Source organism: Anoxybacillus sp. ST4, assembly GCF_019448545.1.
Taxonomy (GTDB): Bacteria; Bacillota; Bacilli; order Bacillales; family Anoxybacillaceae; genus Anoxybacillus; species Anoxybacillus pushchinoensis.
This window is the reverse complement of record NZ_JAHZOE010000018.1, coordinates 19,215-37,598: the sequence shown is the minus strand read 5'-3', so window position 1 is coordinate 37,598 and position 18,384 is coordinate 19,215. Positions and strand designations below refer to the sequence as shown.

General features: G+C 40.8%; 19 protein-coding genes and 2 tRNA genes. 1 reads left to right on the top strand and 20 read right to left on the bottom strand.

The window, feature by feature from the left end:
• Nucleotides 1-20 precede the first annotated feature (20 nt).
• The 19 genes from K1I44_RS11170 to K1I44_RS11080 all read right to left on the bottom strand — a co-directional run bounded on the left by K1I44_RS11170 (nucleotide 21) and on the right by K1I44_RS11080 (nucleotide 16,907).
• Nucleotides 21-1,229 carry a S1C family serine protease gene (locus K1I44_RS11170; RefSeq protein WP_003397554.1) on the bottom strand — a complete coding sequence of 403 codons (1,209 nt, stop codon included), beginning with the start codon at nucleotides 1,227-1,229 and terminating at the stop codon, nucleotides 21-23.
• A 117-nt stretch (nucleotides 1,230-1,346) separates the two neighbouring features.
• The gene (locus K1I44_RS11165) at nucleotides 1,347-2,135 is read right to left on the bottom strand and encodes an MBL fold metallo-hydrolase (protein ID WP_003397556.1); all 789 of its coding nucleotides are present in this window, start codon (nucleotides 2,133-2,135) and stop codon (nucleotides 1,347-1,349) included.
• 5 nt (nucleotides 2,136-2,140) lie between these two features.
• Nucleotides 2,141-2,926, bottom strand: coding sequence for a two-component system regulatory protein YycI (locus tag K1I44_RS11160; RefSeq protein ID WP_219986161.1), 786 nt, complete (start codon nucleotides 2,924-2,926; stop codon nucleotides 2,141-2,143).
• On the bottom strand, nucleotides 2,913-4,241 hold the full coding sequence (locus tag K1I44_RS11155; RefSeq protein WP_219986160.1) for a YycH family regulatory protein: 1,329 nt from the start codon (nucleotides 4,239-4,241) through the stop codon (nucleotides 2,913-2,915). Before K1I44_RS11155 ends, K1I44_RS11160 begins: the two co-directional genes overlap by 14 nt.
• Nucleotides 4,242-4,246: 5 nt before the next feature.
• Nucleotides 4,247-6,061 carry a cell wall metabolism sensor histidine kinase WalK gene (gene walK / locus K1I44_RS11150; RefSeq protein WP_003397561.1) on the bottom strand — a complete coding sequence of 605 codons (1,815 nt, stop codon included), beginning with the start codon at nucleotides 6,059-6,061 and terminating at the stop codon, nucleotides 4,247-4,249.
• Between the two features lie 4 nt (nucleotides 6,062-6,065).
• Complete coding sequence (yycF, locus tag K1I44_RS11145) at nucleotides 6,066-6,770, bottom strand: response regulator YycF (protein WP_003397562.1); 705 nt, start codon at nucleotides 6,768-6,770, stop codon at nucleotides 6,066-6,068.
• Nucleotides 6,771-6,870: 100 nt separating this feature from the next.
• Nucleotides 6,871-6,943 (bottom strand) — tRNA-Phe (locus tag K1I44_RS11140).
• Between the two features lie 113 nt (nucleotides 6,944-7,056).
• Nucleotides 7,057-7,132 (bottom strand) — tRNA-Asp (locus K1I44_RS11135).
• Nucleotides 7,133-7,232: 100 nt separating this feature from the next.
• Nucleotides 7,233-8,519, bottom strand: a complete 1,287-nt coding sequence (locus K1I44_RS11130) for an adenylosuccinate synthase (RefSeq protein WP_003397563.1) — start codon at nucleotides 8,517-8,519, stop codon at nucleotides 7,233-7,235.
• Between the two features lie 115 nt (nucleotides 8,520-8,634).
• Nucleotides 8,635-9,999 (bottom strand): replicative DNA helicase, encoded by a 1,365-nt coding sequence (dnaB, locus tag K1I44_RS11125; protein ID WP_003397564.1) that lies wholly within the window; start codon nucleotides 9,997-9,999, stop codon nucleotides 8,635-8,637.
• 75 nt (nucleotides 10,000-10,074) lie between these two features.
• Nucleotides 10,075-10,524, bottom strand: coding sequence for a 50S ribosomal protein L9 (gene rplI / locus K1I44_RS11120; RefSeq protein WP_003397565.1), 450 nt, complete (start codon nucleotides 10,522-10,524; stop codon nucleotides 10,075-10,077).
• Nucleotides 10,521-12,494 (bottom strand): DHH family phosphoesterase, encoded by a 1,974-nt coding sequence (locus K1I44_RS11115; protein WP_003397566.1) that lies wholly within the window; start codon nucleotides 12,492-12,494, stop codon nucleotides 10,521-10,523. Before K1I44_RS11115 ends, rplI begins: the two co-directional genes overlap by 4 nt.
• Before the next feature lie 21 nt (nucleotides 12,495-12,515).
• Entirely contained in the window at nucleotides 12,516-13,448 is a 933-nt protein-coding gene (locus K1I44_RS11110) for a YybS family protein (protein WP_003397567.1), read from the bottom strand.
• A 62-nt stretch (nucleotides 13,449-13,510) separates the two neighbouring features.
• Nucleotides 13,511-13,747, bottom strand: a complete 237-nt coding sequence (gene rpsR / locus K1I44_RS11105; protein WP_003397568.1) for a 30S ribosomal protein S18 — start codon at nucleotides 13,745-13,747, stop codon at nucleotides 13,511-13,513.
• A 30-nt stretch (nucleotides 13,748-13,777) separates the two neighbouring features.
• Nucleotides 13,778-14,269: a single-stranded DNA-binding protein gene (gene ssb / locus K1I44_RS11100; RefSeq protein ID WP_003397569.1), complete on the bottom strand. Its 492-nt coding sequence runs from the start codon at nucleotides 14,267-14,269 to the stop codon at nucleotides 13,778-13,780.
• A gap of 26 nt (nucleotides 14,270-14,295) precedes the next feature.
• Nucleotides 14,296-14,583, bottom strand: a complete 288-nt coding sequence (gene rpsF, locus K1I44_RS11095) for a 30S ribosomal protein S6 (protein WP_003397571.1) — start codon at nucleotides 14,581-14,583, stop codon at nucleotides 14,296-14,298.
• Between the two features lie 109 nt (nucleotides 14,584-14,692).
• Nucleotides 14,693-15,793, bottom strand: coding sequence for a redox-regulated ATPase YchF (gene ychF / locus K1I44_RS11090; protein WP_003397572.1), 1,101 nt, complete (start codon nucleotides 15,791-15,793; stop codon nucleotides 14,693-14,695).
• Nucleotides 15,794-15,813: 20 nt separating this feature from the next.
• On the bottom strand, nucleotides 15,814-15,990 hold the full coding sequence (locus K1I44_RS11085) for a DUF951 domain-containing protein (protein ID WP_198525516.1): 177 nt from the start codon (nucleotides 15,988-15,990) through the stop codon (nucleotides 15,814-15,816).
• 41 nt (nucleotides 15,991-16,031) lie between these two features.
• Complete coding sequence (locus tag K1I44_RS11080; protein WP_219986159.1) at nucleotides 16,032-16,907, bottom strand: mechanosensitive ion channel family protein; 876 nt, start codon at nucleotides 16,905-16,907, stop codon at nucleotides 16,032-16,034.
• 181 nt (nucleotides 16,908-17,088) lie between these two features.
• Here K1I44_RS11080 and yyaC point away from each other — a divergent pair, with 181 nt between their 5' ends.
• Nucleotides 17,089-17,679, top strand: a complete 591-nt coding sequence (gene yyaC, locus K1I44_RS11075; RefSeq protein WP_003397575.1) for a spore protease YyaC — start codon at nucleotides 17,089-17,091, stop codon at nucleotides 17,677-17,679.
• Here the strand turns inward: yyaC and K1I44_RS11070 are convergent.
• On the bottom strand, nucleotides 17,671-18,375 hold the full coding sequence (locus K1I44_RS11070) for a DUF554 domain-containing protein (protein ID WP_003397577.1): 705 nt from the start codon (nucleotides 18,373-18,375) through the stop codon (nucleotides 17,671-17,673). The two genes, yyaC and K1I44_RS11070, sit on opposite strands and share 9 nt — an antisense overlap.
• Between the last annotated feature and the right edge of the window lie 9 nt (nucleotides 18,376-18,384).

The following is an 18,384-nucleotide window of genomic DNA, read 5'->3' as shown; positions in this document are numbered from 1 at the left end:
GGGATCTCCCTGCCGTTTCTTTATAACGATTGTTTTGCTAGTTTTAGCGTAACCGTTTGTTTTTTACCATCGCGATAAAATGTGACTTTCATCGTATCACCGATTTGCTTGCGATTGTATAAATGTTTTCTTAAAGCGATCACATCTGGAATGTTTTCGTCATCTAACTCTACGATCACATCGAATTCACGCAATCCAGCTTGCGCTGCTGGTGATCCTGGTACAACTTGCAAAATAGCGACGCCTTCTTTCACGTTAGCTGGCAAGTGAAGCGTCTGTTGCCAATGGTATGCCGGGATGTCACTTAATGAGCGAAGTTCCACTCCCATGTACGGACGACGAACTTGTCCGAATTTTTCTAAGTCAGCAATAATAGGCTTGGCGTAATTGATTGGAATCGATAATCCGATCCCTTCAACCGCTTCTTGGGCAATTTTCATGGAGTTAATTCCGATCACTTGACCTTCAATGTTAACAAGCGCCCCTCCGCTGTTGCCCGGGTTGATAGCAGCATCTGTTTGTAATACTTCGGCATGCCAATCTGGAATGCCATCGCGATCAATATCGATCGGAATCGTACGGTTTACCCCAGAAATAATTCCTTGCGTCACTGAACCTGCAAATTGTAAACCAAGCGGGTTCCCAACTGCAATAACTGGTTCACCAACCTTCACGACATCCGAGTTACCAAATTCAGCTATGTTGGTTACGTGTTTCGCATCAATCTCCAATACAGCTAAATCCGTCCATATATCGCTGCCAAGCAAACGTGCTGGCACTTTTGTTCCATCGCTTAAACTCACTTCAATGCGACTAGCACCTTCAACAACGTGGTGATTCGTCACAATATATGCTTTATTCCCTTCTTTTTTGTAAACGACACCTGATCCTGTTCCTGCTTCGCCGCCTTCCGACCAAAAACTTGCTTCTTGAATGTTTACGATCCCTACCACTGCATCAGACACTTTATTAACTGCTTTCGTCACTTGCGTCTCAACATTTACCGCTATAGTTTTTTCGGTTGTTGGCTGCTCCGTCACCGTTTTCTGTTTTTCTTCCGTTTGTTCGACATGATAAGGAAGCACGTCCCATTTCACTAATGAAGGAATAGCCACGATGACAAGCATTCCCCCTAAAACAGCGCCGACTAATCCTGCTAAAAACGTTCCTCTACGATTTCCTTTTTGTTTTTGACGAATATGTTCATAATGATCATCATAATACCCCATCTTTCACCCGTCCTTTCTTTATAACATGTTGCTCCCTTTTCCATTATAATACTCTTTTTTCCTAACTATCTAATCTAATGATATACATACAGTATATTGGTGAAAAAACGGTGAAATTTATACAGAAATAAGCTCCGTTGGGCGAGCCGGATCCGTATCATAAAGTTGAAATGATTCTCCTACGATCACCCCTTTTCTTTCAAGCGTCTGAGCAACTGTCATGCGCGCTAATTCTTTCATATTGTTATCTTGGCTTAAGTGGGCCAAATAAATGCGCTTTGTTTGATCGCCAATGACATCCGCTAAGGCAAAGCCAGCATCTTCATTTGACACATGTCCTACATCGCTTAAAATGCGACGTTTAATATGCCACGGATATTTTCCCATCCGTAACATATCCACGTCGTGGTTGCTTTCAAACACAAATACATCGGCATGGCGAATGACACCTTTCATCCGATCGCTCACATATCCTGTATCTGTAATCAACACTAGTTTCTTTCCGCCATAATGAAACACGTAAAACATCGGCTCAGCCGCATCGTGCGACACGCCAAACGACTCCACATCCATATCGCCAAACGTACGAACTGTACCAGTAGGAAAAATAAATTTTTGTTCAATAGGGATGTCGCCAATCAATCCGTCCATTGCTTTCCACGTTTTTTCATTCGCGTAAATCGGGAGGCGATATTTGCGAGCAATGACCCCTAGTCCTTTAATATGATCGCTATGTTCATGTGTCACTAAAACACCGGTTACATCTTGAATATTGCGATGAATATGAGCAAACAATTGTTCTAACTGTTTGCCGCTTAACCCTGCATCAACGAGCAATCGTTCGCGTTCCGTTTCCACGTAAAAAGCGTTTCCGGTACTGCCACTTGCTAGGACGCTAAACCTCATCTCATTCACTCCAACACTTTATTTTCGTCACTAATGACTTGTCCTTCAAATGCATTTACATAATAATCCGTTTTCCCGTTCACAACAACACGCCACGTCGGCGTTAATACTTGTGAAGCAGTAAATTGAACGAGCGCATAGTAACCAAGGTCGATTTTCGTCACTCGATCCCCAGGCTTTAAGTAATTTCGTTTGTACAGCGTCTCTAACGCTTTAATGGCCGGTAAAATCTCTTGTTTTTTCTCATCCTTTTCTAGATCAATGAGCAATGTTTGTTCATAACCGACCATTTCATTTTGGTCGTTCACGTAAATAATTAGCATGCTACTTACATTTTTATAAATCGTCTTCCCATCATATTGTTGAAAGTAGATCATTGCTTGTAAATCTTCGTCGTACTTCCAAAACGTATATTGATCGCCGGCAATTATATTTTGCTTTAAAAATTCCGTTAACCGATAGCCATCTTTTGGGTCTTGTAGGAGAATCGGTTTAATAAAATGGGCTTGTAGCACCGTTTCATTTGCGGTTTCAACTTGTTGATTAGGCAATCTCCTTATCTCTTCTTCCGTAAATGTTTTACTTTTCCCACTCACATATGTCGCCTTTGTTATTTCTTTTGGTAAATCGACATATGTAATACCATCGGCTTCAAGTTGCTCCTCAATCGTCGCTTCTAAAATGACATCGAGCTGACTGCTATTTTTTTTCTGAATAAATTGATAGCCTAAAAATATATCAAGAATGAGGAACGTAATAATAAAAATAGTTTTCGTTTTACTCCAATCCAATGATATCCCCTCTTCGTTCATCTGTCGTCATCACGATTTTTCGCCATGTGCCGTTGTATAAACAGTACCAAGCCGGTTCTAGCATAACGATATTTTCCCGTTCTGTATCGCGAACGAGTTCGTAACCGATTGTAATGTCATCGATAAACTCATGCTGAACATTTTTTTGCTTTTTTAATTGATCAACGACTTCATACCCGGACGAAAGTGTAATGGGCAAGCTAACGCGGTCAGGAATTGCCAATGTAAATAGCGGCCTTTGGTAATTCATAATCTCATTTTCTCCCCATATTTGTATGATTTCCGCCATTCCGTAACGATTAAATACAGGGTGCCCATTGGCAAACAAACGAAACGTCACTTTTCTATCTTCTTCATCGAATCGGTCAAAATAATACGTATCTGTCCATCCACCGTGATCGTTCACAAAATCAATGCTCTTTTGCAAAATGGTTGGATCTGACGTTTTTACCTCACCGCGAGCCGCAGGATTGACATACAGCAATAACTTTTTAGATAAATCGACATCCATTAAACGCGATCCGTCTGTATATTCCTCTCCAAAAGCAAGTACATCTTTTTTGACAAAGCTTGGATCTGTAAACAAGGCATCTTTAAAACGATCTGTACTTAATTCATCCATATAGTACTGCAATCGGTTCAACACGAGCGGACGAGCAGGTAAAAATAAAGATTTTGTTTCACTAATGTCATACGATAAAAAAGGCGTATAGCGATCTGCACGATCATAATACGTTTGTTTTACGTGTTCGATGGATGCATTTTGAACGACTGCTTTATATATTCGTTTTTCATTTGCAGAAACGAAATACACGTTTATCTCTTCTTCATTTTCATTCATTGGAATGACGACACGATCAAAACGCACCTTTTCCACGTCTTGATCTTCAATTTGGAAAATAGTTCGGTATATTTCAATCGGTATATCATCTGGATAAATGATCTCTATTTTCCCTTTCCCATGTATAAAAGAGAGAAACTGTTCTCTTCCTATAGATCCTGATATATTTTCAAAGTGATCAAATGTCCAATTTTTCATTTCCTTCATCAACTTATAAATATCCGAGTGCTGCGTCATTCCATAATGTTGTGTACCTTTATGAATAAAAACATAACGCGGCTGAATAACTGTGCCATAATCAACAGCGACGTTGCTGACAGGAACGTTTTGAATGTACTTTGCGTTTTCAATGAAGTCATATTTTGGCTGATACGTCCATAAACTCCAAGTTAAAAAAACGCTCGTACATACAAGAATCGTCAATACAATCGACTTGATCGTTTCGTATTTCATCGCTTTCATCCTTTTTTCTGTTGTTCAATCGGCAAAGTAAAGTAAATCGTTGTCCCTTTTCGCTCTTGACTTTCTGCCCAAATACGCCCACCGTGCGCCACGACAACTTCTTTTGCGATAGCCAAACCTAATCCTGTGCCACCGAGCTTACGTGAACGCGCCTTATCAACACGATAAAAGCGCTCGAAAATTTTTGATAAGTCTGCTTTCGGAATACCTACTCCTTCATCTTTCACGCTTACTTGAATGTCGTTTTCTAGTTTTTCAACGCGGAACGTAATTGTGCCACCTTGTGGCGAGTATTTAAGGGCATTCGAAATAATATTATCAAGCACTTGGGTAATTTTATCTTCATCCATATGAACAATAATTTTTTCATCTGGAAAGTTACGAACAAATGAAACGTTCTCTTTTTTCGTTAATTCAAATCGGTCAATTACCTTATGGAAGTAAGGAATGAAATGCACACGTGTTTTTTTCAATTTATAGTCTTTGCTGTCGAGCTTAGAAAGTTGTAATAAATCATTCACAAGGCGAATCATTCGTTCCGTCTCGTTTTGGGTCACTTCAATAAATCGTGGGGCAATTTCTTCATCGCGCCAAGCGCCGTCAGCAAGCGCCTCTAAATAACTGCGCATCGTTGTTAATGGCGTGCGCAATTCATGCGAAACATTTGCAACAAACTCCCTACGGTCGCGATCAATTTTTTCGTGCTCCGTAATATCATGTAGCACGACGATGAGCCCATTTACAAACCCTTTTTCTTTTTGAATGACAGATAAAGAGGCACGTAAAATATACATTTCTTCTTCTGTGCTAAAGTCTAAAATTAACGTTTCCCGCTCTTCAATCAACGTTTCAAACGTATATTGTTCATCCAAACCTAATATCGTCACAATCGGAGCAGAAATGACTGTTTCACGTGAAACATTCAAAATGTTTAGCGCTGCATCGTTAATTAAAATAATTCTCCCTTTCCGATCAGTCGCAATGACACCATCTGTCATATGTGTCAAAACAGACTCTAATTTACGTCGTTCACCTTCTGTCGTTGCTTGCGCTTCTTGTAACTTTTTCGTTAAGTTATTAAAGCTGAGAGCAAGTTGTCCAATTTCGTCATATCCGTACACTTTTACTTTTCGTGAAAAGTTACCTTTCGCCATCGCTAACGCCTGTTTACGCATATCTGAAATAGGACGTGTAATTGTCTGCGCTAACAAGATGCCTAACAATGCCGTAATGACTAAAGCAATCCCTGTTCCTGTCGCTAAAATGTTGTTAATTTGCCTCATTTGTGCGAAAACATTTTCCATTGACGCGATGACATAAATCGCGCCCTTAATTTCATTTTTTACTTTAATAGGTGTAGAGGAAATGTACATCCGATGTCCCGTTTTCGGATCGACAAGCATTTTTTCTGCCATTTCCCCTGCCACTAGCGTTCGTTTAATAAGCAAGTCTGTTGTTCGTTTCCCAACGATATTTTGATTGTATGGATTCGATGTGCCTAATACTTTACTTTTATTATCAATGACCCGTACTTCAGAAATATCTTGTGAGACGAAATCTTGTAAAATCGAACGAATTTCCTCTTCGAGTGTAGGACTTTTTTTATCTCGTTCTTTATTCATTTCTTGTTCAATGTTATAGGCAAGTAAAATAACCCGTTCATTTAATGAGTTTTTGAAGTTTTCAACAAGCTGAGCTTCCAGCTGGCGAACGAAATAAGCTCCGATAATTTGCATAGCAATTAAAATAAGCAAAATGTAAATTAGGGCAAATTTGACGTGAATCGATTGAAATATACTTACTTTTTTCATGCTGTTACTCCTGTTCCGGATTTCGTAAATAATACCCTACCCCGCGTCTTGTAACAATCCATGTTGGGTGCGAAGGATTGTCTTCAATTTTTTCACGCAAACGTCTGACGGTTACATCAACGGTGCGCACATCGCCAAAGTAATCGTACCCCCATACTGTTTGCAATAAATGTTCTCTCGTCATGACTTGACCGATATGTTTCGCCAAGTAATGAAGCAGTTCAAATTCGCGATGAGTTAATTCAATTTGTTCTCCTCGTTTGGATACAGTATAGGCGTCCGGATGAATGGTAAGCGAACCGATTTTGATTTCGCTCATTTCTTTTGGATCTTGTTCTTGTTTTTGTTGATGACGTCGTAAATTCGCCTTCACGCGCGCCAATAGCTCACGTGTGCTGAATGGCTTCGTTACATAATCGTCAGCGCCAAGCTCTAACCCGAGCACTTTATCGATTTCAGAATCTTTTGCTGTCAACATAATAATGGGCATATCGTATTTTTTTCGAATTTCTCTACATACTTCCATTCCATCTTTCTGTGGTAGCATAATATCCAATAAAATTAAGTCTGGTTGTACGTCTTCTACTTTTTGCAACGCTTCGACACCATCATATGCACAATATACGTCATATCCTTCTTTTTTTAAATTAAATTGCAAAATATCAGCAATTGGTTTTTCATCGTCTACAACTAAAATTTTTTTCTCCATCTGTATTCACTCCCCCAAAAGGAATATTTACTTATAGTGTATCATGTCATCATTATAAAATAAAAAAGCATAGACACATATATGTATCTATGCTTCCAAGTGGCTCGGGACGGAATCGAACCGCCGACACAAGGATTTTCAGTCCTTTGCTCTACCGACTGAGCTACCGAGCCATATAAACGACTTTCTCCACCATACTATTCCGCTTAAAACAACGTCCTTCGTCCCGCTCTCCGTTTGCTTACTCAAGATGCTGGTCGAGCGGTACACCTATGCAAATAAAAAATGGCGGTTCCGACGGGATTCGAACCCGCGATCTCCTGCGTGACAGGCAGGCATGTTAACCCCTACACCACGGAACCGCATCTCAAAAGACATAAATTATTTTATTATAAAAATAGTCATAAAGCAATAGTTTTTAATAAAAAAACGTCGATGAATTGTCCATCGACGTTTTTTTAGTTATGCATACACATTGCGAACAACATTCGTTTGAGAACGATCCGGGCCGACAGAGAAAATGGAAAGCGGAATGCCTGTTAATTGCGAGATGCGCTCAACATAATGGCGCGCATTAGCTGGTAGTTCATCTAAGCTTTTGACGCCAGTAATATCCTCTGTCCATCCTGGCAGTTCTTCGTACACAGGTTCACATTCTGCTAATACTTTTAAGCTAGCCGGAAACTCTTCGATGATTTGCCCTTTGTAGCGATAAGCAACGCAAATTTTTAATGTTTCAATACCTGTTAATACGTCGATCGAATTTAATGATAAATCTGTAATGCCACTTACTCGACGCGCATGCCGAACAACAACGCTATCGAACCAACCAACGCGGCGTGGGCGTCCTGTCGTTGTCCCATACTCACGACCTACTTCACGAATGCGATCACCAATTTCATTGTTCAACTCGGTTGGAAATGGACCATCGCCTACACGTGTTGTATATGCTTTCGCGACACCAACAACGTGTTTTATCTTTGTCGGACCAACACCAGCGCCAATTGTCACCCCACCAGCAACCGGGTTTGATGACGTAACAAACGGATATGTTCCTTGGTCAATATCGAGCATAACCCCTTGTGCACCTTCAAATAGAACACGGCGCCCTTCATCAAGTGCATCGTTTAATACGACAGATGTATCGCAAACATATTTTGCGATTTGTTGTCCATACTCATAATACTCATCGAGAATATGCTCTAATTTAAATCCTTCAACACCGTATACTTTTTCAAAAAGAATATTTTTCTCTGCTAAATTGCGTGCTAATTTTTCCGCAAATACTTCACGATCGAGTAAATCTGCAATGCGAATGCCAACACGGGCTGCCTTATCCATGTAGGCCGGGCCAATTCCTTTTTTCGTCGTTCCAATTTTGTTAGCCCCTTTTCGTTCTTCTTCCACTTCATCAAGTTTCAAATGATAAGGCAAAATGACGTGTGCACGATTGCTAATGCGTAAATTTTCCGTACTCACTCCGCGCTCATGTAAATAAGCTAATTCTTGCACGAGAGCTTTCGGGTCAACAACCATTCCGTTTCCAATGACGCAAATTTTATCTTTATAAAAAATGCCTGAAGGAATTAAATGTAATTTATACTTTTCACCGTTAAATACAATTGTATGTCCGGCGTTATTTCCACCTTGATATCGTGCAATGACTTCCGCATGTTGTGACAAAAAATCCGTAATTTTTCCTTTTCCCTCATCGCCCCATTGTGTTCCGACAACAACAACTGAAGACATAGCGAGCACCTCCGCTTCATCAATTCCAAACAAAGTAAGTGTACCAAATCAACTGCCAAAAATCAATAAAAAACCGAACATTTATATCAATATCAACATTTTTTATTCGTATAAATTAAGCGACAGGTGGAACATTTGCATCATCGAAGCGGCGCTCTAAGTTGACAAACTTATTGTATTCTTTCACAAAAGCAAGCTGCACCGTGCCAACAGGACCGTTCCGTTGTTTTGCGATAATAATTTCGATAATATTTTTATTCTCCGATTCTTTGTCGTAATAATCATCGCGGTATAAAAAGGCGACAATATCAGCATCTTGTTCAATACTTCCCGATTCACGCAAATCCGACATCATCGGTCGCTTATCTTGACGCTGCTCTACACTACGAGAAAGCTGAGATAAGGCAATGACAGGAACGTCTAATTCACGTGCTAGCGCTTTTAGCGAGCGGGAAATTTCCGATACTTCCTGTTGGCGATTTTCACGATTTCGTCCACTTCCTTGAATAAGTTGCAAATAGTCGATGAGTACCATACCAAGCCCCTGCTCTTGCTTTAAACGACGGCATTTGGCGCGAATTTCACTGACGCGAATGTTCGGGGTGTCATCAATAAAAATACCTGCATTCGAAAGGCTTCCCATTGCCATCGTCAACTTTCCCCAATCTTCCGGTGTCAATTTGCCCGTCCGTAAATTTTGAGCGTTAATGTTGCCCTCCGCACAAAGCATACGCATAACGAGTTGTTGAGCCCCCATTTCCAAGCTGAAAATGGCCACGTTTTCCCCTGTACGCGTCGCTACATTTTGGGCAATATTTAATGCAAATGCCGTTTTCCCGACAGACGGGCGAGCAGCGACAATAATAAAGTCGCTCCGTTGAAATCCTGCTGTCATACGATCAAGCTCAATAAAGCCGGTTGGAATACCGGTAATTTCGCCTTTTCGGTTGTGGAGCATTTCAATGTTATCATATGCTTGAACAAGTACATCTTTTATATTTTGAAATCCCGTCGTATTTTTTCGTTGGGAGACCTCTAAAATTTTTCTTTCAGCTTCATTTAATACATCCTCTACTTCATCTTCGCGCGTATAGCCGTCTTGGGCAATCGATGTAGCCGTGCGAATTAAACGGCGCAAAATGGATTTCTCTTCAACAATTTTCGCATAATATTGCACGTTTGCTGCTGTTGGAACAGCATTCGCAAGCTCTGTTAAATATGAAACACCGCCCACTTCCTCAAGCGCATTTGCATCTGCTAGCTCTGATGTGACTGTCACTAAATCAACCGGCTCACCGCGATCGGATAATTGCAACATCGTCCGGAAAATTTTTTGATGAGCCGCCCGATAAAAATCTTCAGGGATTAATATTTCTGAAGCGGTTGTGAGCGCGGATGGCTCTAATAAAATCGCCCCGAGTACAGCCTGTTCAGCTTCAATATTTTGTGGGGGAAGTCGATCAGCAAATACGTCGTCCATGTTACTCACCATCCTTTCTCATAAGAAAAATGTGATTATATGCACGGAAAAAATCCGGCATAAAATCACATTTCATCACTTTTGTTCTTGCACATGCACTTTTAATGTTGCAGTTACTTCCGGATGAAGTTTCACTGGCACATTTGTATATCCAAGCGCCCGAATCGCATCGTCAAGTTCAATTTTGCGCTTATCGATTTTAATATGATGTTGTTGCTGAAGCGCCTCAGCAATTTGTTTACTTGTAATTGAACCGAATAATCGTCCACCCTCACCAGCTTTCGCAAACAATTCAACTGTTAACGTATCCATTTTTTCCTTTAGTTGCTTGGCGCGAGCTAGTTCTTCTTCAGCTTCTTTCTTTTGTTTATTTTTTTGAGCTTCTAACGCTTTTAAATTAGCTGGTGTTGCTTCGATAGCAAGCCCTTGCTTAAATAAAAAGTTTTGTGCGTAACCGTCAGCAACATTTTTAACTTCACCTTTTTTTCCTTTCCCTTTAACGTCTTTTAAGAAAATCACTTTCATGATTGTTTACCCCCTTCAATATATTCTTGAATCGCTGCTCTCAATCGTTTCTCAGCTTCATCAATCGTTACGTTAGTGAGCTGAGTTGCAGCGTTCGTTAAATGGCCTCCGCCATCAAGCTTCTCCATAATGATTTGAACATTCACATCTCCCAATGAACGGGCACTAATCCCTATAGTTTGATCGTTTCGTTTTGAAATGACAAACGAAGCGACAACGCCGTGTAAAGATAATAGCGTGTCCGCCGCTTGCGCAATTAAAACGGGATCGTATGCTTCATTGGCGTTTCCTTTCGCAATAGCAAAACCATGTTCATCAATGATAGCGTTCTCAATAATTTTAGCACGCTTCATGTAATGCTCAATATTTTCTTTTAACAACTTTTGAACGAGCGTCGTATCAGCCCCTTGCGCTCGCAAATATGAAGCGGCATCGAACGTTCGCGATCCTGTACGCAACGTAAAACTTTTCGTATCAACAACAATGCCTGCTAATAAAGCGGTCGCTTCAAGCATCGACAACTTCGAACGTTTCGGCTGATATTCTAACAATTCCGTCACTAACTCTGACGTTGATGAAGCATATGGTTCCATGTAAACGAGTATTGGATCTTTAATAAACTCCTCACCACGACGGTGGTGATCAATAACGACAACCCGATCTAAACGAAGCAATAGCCGCTCTTCAATGACAAGTGAAGGTTTATGCGTATCAACGACAACGAGTAACGTATCGTCTGTCGCCAACTCTAATGCTTGTTCAGGAGAAATAAAGCGCGACCAAAGCTCCGTTTGCTTTTTCACTTCGTCAAGCAGTCGTTGCACACCAGAATCTATTCGGTTCGTATCAATAATAATAAACCCTTCTTTTTCGTTCATTTGGGCGACTTTTAAAATGCCGATCGCAGCTCCAATCGCATCCATGTCAGGATACTTATGTCCCATAATAAATACTTGTTCGCTTTCTAAAATAAGCTCTTTTAACGCGTGTGAAATGACGCGCGCCCGAACTCTTGTACGTTTTTCCATAGGGTTCGTTTTCCCGCCATAAAATTTCACTTTTCCGTTCGGTTGTTTAATGGCTACTTGGTCACCGCCACGCCCAAGCGCTAAATCTAAACTAGATTGTGCCAATGCGCCTAGCTCTGGCAAGGACGGCGAATTTGTTCCAATCCCGATACTTAACGTGAGTGGTACATGATTTTTAGCTGTTTGTTCACGCACTTCATCTAAAATAGAAAATTTGTTTTTCTCAAGTTGTTGTAAAATATGTTCATTTAACACGGCGACAAAGCGATCAGATGACGTGCGTTTTAAAAATAACCCATATTCGCTTGCCCATCTATTTAAAATTGACGTCACTTGGCTATTCAGTTGACTTTTCGTTTGATCGTCCATTCCTTGCGTCACATCGTCATAATTATCAAGCAAGATGACACCTAGCACAATCTTTTCTTGTTCATATCTTCTCTCCAATTGAGCCTGCTCGGTAATATCGAAAAAGTAAAGTAAGCGCTCTTCGGGGCGAATGATCACTTTAAACGTTCGATCGTGTAACGTAATTGCTTCTTCCGTTGCCTCTTTTTTCATAAGAGGAACGAGTTGTTCAGCGACATCATATAACGATTGCCCAACTAACGTATCGACTCCAAAACAAGAGCATAGAAACGTGTTTGTCCACTCAATTTCTAACTCCTCGTTAATGAGCATAATGCCAATCGGCATGCCCATTAACGCTTCTTCTCCAACCTTTTTAATACGATACGAAAGGGTGGAAATGTAATCTTCAATTTCTTCTTGGGCAACTTTATACGATCGGAACACATGAAATAACGTTGGTCCAAGGAGCACAGCAACAACTATCCCAATGATCCATTGAAAATATGTGACAATAATAAGTAATACGAGCGTAATACTAATTAAAACGTACAAGGGATAGCGATGCCTCTGCTTTTCATACAAACTAGACATGAACGTCAGCTCCTTGTTTCATTAATCATTCAGCCTCTTTCGCAAATCAAATCCTAAATCAATTATACCCAATATTCGTACGAGGTGAAGTAAAAAAGGGAAAAATAGAGATAAAACGACAATCACAATAGCTCCTTTACGCCCCATCTTTTTATGATGCATCCAATAAAAAATGAATGAAAATCCTTGAATCGTCATAAGAAGCTGTAAAATTTGAAATAAGTTGAGAAGCGCAACATAAAGAAACGATTCTTGCTCAATTGGGAAAAAGAGCAAAACCATCACAGCTAAATAGTACCATAGTAAGCTTTTTGGTAAAACGAGCTCACGAAACGGCTGCCAATCGCCAATAGGTACGTTTAATCGTTTTAAAATTGGCAAAGCAGCTCGTTGAGTCATCCAAGCGAAAAATGCGGCAGCAAAGATAAACGCAGTCGGCAATAAATCGAGGACAACGTCCATCGTTTGTTTCATCGTTTTTTCAAACTGCTCATTCGCTGGTTGACCAAACTGTTCTAACACCGCCTGTGCACTTTGAAACGATTGTTGCATCATTTCTTCAATTTGCTTGCCAATATGAATGTCGAAGAACAAAACAGATGCGGCATAAATGATGATCATGCTAAGTAAAAAAGAAAGCGTTCCAACGAGCAAAACCGCATATGTTCCACCCTTTTTTCGCCAAACGTGCCCCATCACCACTCCACTCGTTGCAAACATTAGCGTCATCGGGACAGAAAATAGTGAACCGAACCAAACGGATGGAATAAATGATGCAGCAAGTAAAAACAAACCATTTTTATATGTGTGACGCATAGTAAACAAAAGAAATGGAACAGCTAAAAAAAACGTAGTGACCATTCCAAACACTGGCATATATAAACTAAGCAAAAGAAGCACGGTAAAAATAGCAAGTTGTACCGCTCCCTCTGTTAATACGCGCGCGTTCTTCACTTTTTTCCCTCCTCGAAAGCAAAAAGCAGTAAGGTTTCGTCCCCCTTACTGCTTTCTCTTTTTTATTCGCCCGCAACGTATGGTAATAAAGCCATTTGACGAGCACGTTTGATCGCAATTGTTAATTTACGTTGATATTTCGCACTCGTACCTGTTACGCGGCGAGGTAAAATTTTACCACGCTCAGAAATGAATTTCTTTAATGTATCTACATCTTTGTAGTCGATGTGCGTAATTCCGTTTGCTGTAAAGTAGCAAACTTTACGACGTTTTGTACGTCCACCTTTACGTCCTGCCATCGTATATCCTCCTTTCTACACTAATTTATATTAAAACGGCAAATCATCGTCCGATATGTCGATTGGTTGTCCATCGTTCGCAAATGGATCATCATCAATACGACTAAATCCGCTGCTACGTCCTTGGTTCGGGTTCTGATTTGATCCAAATGGAAACGGCTCGCCATAGCTGCCTGATGCCATGCCACGCTGTTCACCGCTACCCCGCGGCTCCAAAAACTGCACGCTATCGGCGACAACCTCTGTCACATATACTCGCTTTCCTTCTTGGTTTTCGTACGATCTCGTTTGAATTCGACCCTCTACGCCAGCTAAACTACCTTTTTTCAAGTAGTTTGCCACATTTTCAGCTTGTCGGCGCCAAACGATACAGTTAATGAAATCTGCCTCACGTTCACCTTGTTGGTTTGTATATGTTCGGTTCACCGCTAGCGTAAACGTGGCAACAGCAACTCCATTTGGAGTATAGCGTAATTCCGGATCTTTTGTCAGCCTTCCGACGAGAATTACGCGATTAATCATCAGAACCACTCCTATTCATGAGGAAATTATTCTTCTTCCTTCACGACGATATGACGAATGATGTCTTCGCTGATGCGTGCTAAACGGTCAAATTCTTGAACCGCTGCTGGCTTCGCAACAACGTTTAAAATCATGTAGTAACCGTCACGGAACTTTTCAATTTCATAAGCGAGACGACGCTTACCCCATTCTTTCACGTTTGTAATTTCCGCGCCGTTTTCTGTTAAAACGTTATTAAAACGCTCAACTAACGCTTTTCTCGCCTCATCTTCCATATTTGGACGGATAATGTACATAATTTCGTATTTTCTCATCACGACACAGTCACCTCCTTTTGGTCTACACGGCTCTTTATAGAGCAAGGAGCAATATATCATTACTCACATTTGATGATTATATCACGAACGTCTTTTATGTGCAACATTAGACATTGAAACGGAAATGAATAATGTCCCCATCTTGCACTTCATAATCTTTTCCTTCTAGCCGTACTTTTCCTGCTTCACGTGCTGCAGCCATCGACCCTGCCGCAACTAAATCTTCATAAGATACTGTTTCAGCTCGAATAAATCCTCTTTCGAAATCCGAATGAATAATTCCGGCACATTGTGGTGCTTTCATTCCTTTACGAAACGTCCATGCACGCACTTCTTGCTCGCCCGCTGTAAAGTACGTTGCTAGTCCAAGCAAGCTATATGAGGCACGAATAAGCTGGTCTAAGCCGGATTGCTCGATGCCGAGCTCTTGTAAAAACATCTCTTTTTCCTCATCGTCCAATTCTGCCATCTCCGCCTCGACTTTTGCGCACACAACAATGACTTCTGCGTTGTCTTCTTTTGCAAATGCTTTTACTCGTTGGACATACTCATTGTTGTTCGGATCAGCTAAATCTTCCTCTCCAACGTTAGCAACGTACAACATCGGTTTAATTGTTAGTAAATGGAGTTGCTTCACGACTTTCATTTCTTCCTCAGTAAATGAGAGCGTTCTCGCCGGTTTCCCCGCTTCAAATGTTTCTTTCAGTTTCGTTAAAATGTCATATTCAAATACCGCTTCCTTATCTTTTTGCTTCGCCATTTTTCCAACGCGGTCTATTCGCTTATCTACCGTTTCTAAATCAGCAAAAATGAGCTCTAAATTAATTGTTTCAATATCAGCAATCGGGTCTACTTTTCCAGCAACGTGAGTAATATTTTCATCAGCGAAACAACGAACAACTTGGCAAATAGCATCCACTTGACGAATGTGGGATAAAAACTTATTCCCTAGTCCCTCACCTTTGCTTGCGCCTTTTACAATTCCCGCGATATCTGTAAACTCAAATACAGTTGGAACCGTGCGCTTCGGATTAAATAGTTGCGTCAACGTTTTCAACCGCTCATCCGGCACTTCAACAATCCCAACGTTTGGCTCGATCGTACAAAACGGATAGTTAGCAGATTCCGCACCTGCTTTTGTAATTGCATTAAACAACGTTGATTTTCCAACGTTCGGAAGACCGACAATTCCTGCTGTTAAACCCATCGTTATGCTCCTCTCTTCATCTATTCCTCATGTTTGACAAGCACTTTTTTCATTTTCTTCTCAAATTCTTTCCGCGGTAACAAAACGCTATGACCACATCCTTCGCATTTGATGCGAATATCCATACCCATTCGAATGATTTTCCAACGATTTGTACCGCAAGGATGCGCCTTTTTCATTTCAACAATATCGTGCATGCCATACTCTTTATTCAATATAGCACACTCCTTTCCGTTGTTTAAGCACGCTCTGCCTGCTGTTCGCGATTATAAAGAACTAAGCGAGGAAACGGAATTTCAATTCCACACTCGTCCAAACGAAGCTTAATTTCTTTTCGCAAGGCGCGGGCAATATGCCAATGGCGCATCGGCTTCGTTTCACACGTAATGCGCATGACAACTTCAGACGGCCCTAAGTTTTGAACGCCTAACAGTTCTGGCGTACTCACAATGTCTTCATATTTGCTTGGCATTTCTTCTAGCACTTCACGAATAACAGCTTCCGCCCTTTCTAAATCGCCTTCATAGGCAATGCTCACATCAACAACAGCAACACTATTGTTTAAAGAAAAGTTTGTCACTTGTGTAATCGTTCCATTTGGCAAAATGTGCACTTCACCCGTAAAGCTTTTCAGCTTCGTCGTGCGCAAACCGATTTCTTCTACATGTCCTTCAAATGTCCCGATACGCACATAATCTCCAACCGCAAACTGATCTTCAAGAATAATGAAAAATCCGGTAATAATATCGCGAACAAGGTTTTGCGCCCCAAATCCGACAGCAAGCCCAACGATCCCGGCACCTGCTAAAATCGCACGAATATCAACGCCAACAGCGTCTAAAACCATCATAAACGTAATAAAGTAAATGCTATACGTAGCAATATTGTTCAGCAAACGCATTAACGTCGCTTCTCTTCGCTCAGACAAGCGGATCGGTGCTTTTTGTCGGACAGCGAAAAACTTCGCAATCGTTAATTTTACAACCTTTAACAAAATAGATGCCAAAAAAACAATCGTGACAATTTTAAATAAATTGACACCGACTGTAACGAGCCAGTCACCTTCTAATATTTGTGCAACAACACGATCATATATTTTTTTCATTTGTTCCATTCGTCCACCTCCATCGTAGCGAAATAACCTATACAAGCTTCTTTGCTCACGCATAAGTTATTGTAACAGTATTTTGCTTACATTTGTAGCACATGAACTTTCTACGACGCTCAATGTATATATATTCACATTTTTCCGTATACTGTTACCACGTCATTGAATCGAAGGAGGGAACGGACATATGCAAAACAAATTTTTTTACGATGAGCCAAATGCGGCAGCTCAACTTTCATCATCCATTTTACGCTTACTACCAGCTTCTACACATACACCAATTGTCATCATGTGTATCGGTACAGATCGTTCAACTGGCGATTCGCTCGGACCACTTGTCGGTACGATGCTTGGCCAAAAAGAGCCGTTGCCGTTTTATGTGTACGGAACGTTAAAAGATCCGATTCATGCTGTTAATTTAGAAGAAAAACTAAGAGACATTCATCAACAACATAAACATGCATTCATTATCGCTGTCGATGCTTGCCTTGGCCGTGTAAAAAACATCGGGATGGTCACGATTGAAAAAGGTCCATTAAAACCAGGGGCGGCTGTCAATAAAAATCTCCCTTCCGTCGGTGACGCCCATATTACTGGGATTGTCAATGTGAGCGGGTTTATGGAATTTTTCGTGCTGCAAAATACTCGACTTCACTTAGTAATGAATATGGCAGAAACTATTGCAACAGGCATTTACGAAGCTGGAGTACAGCGAAAGAAACAACAACGATTAGCTTCTTTACAAATAAATGAGTTACAATACAAACTGTTAGAATAACGTATACATGAAAGCGACAATGAACGCGTTCACTAAAATGCTTGGCAATAAGTTTGCGACGCGAACAGATGTCAAACGTAACATATTTAATCCAATTGCAATAATTAAAATTCCGCCTGTAGCAGTTGATTCAGCAATGAACGCTTCCAGAGCGCTTGCCGGAATAAAACGATCAATTTGTGTAGCCATCAAAGCGATGGAGCCTTGATAAATGACGACAGGAATGGCCGAAAAAAGAACGCCGATGCCAAACGTAGCGGTTAAGATGATGCTTGCAAAGCCGTCTAAAATTGATTTTGTATATAGTACAAGATGATCCCCTCTTAAACCGCTATGTAACGCACCGACAATTGCCATTGAGCCAACAACAAACAGAAGGGTTGCACTAACAAACCCTCTTGAAATCATCCCTTCTGCCCCATATCCCATTCGTCTTTCTACCCATTTTCCTAACCTTTCAAGCTTCTCCTCAATATCCCACATCTCTCCTAGCGCTCCGCCAACAACTAAACTAATAATAACAATTAAAAATTGATCGCTCTCTAATCCCATTTTCACCCCGAGAACGACGACCGAAAGTCCAATTCCGTTCATCACTGTCGATTTTATACGTTCAGGGATGTTGCGAAAAAAAGCTCCTAATAGTGCACCGATGATAATACATATTCCGTTAACAAGCGTACCGAGCAAAGCCAAAATGTTTCA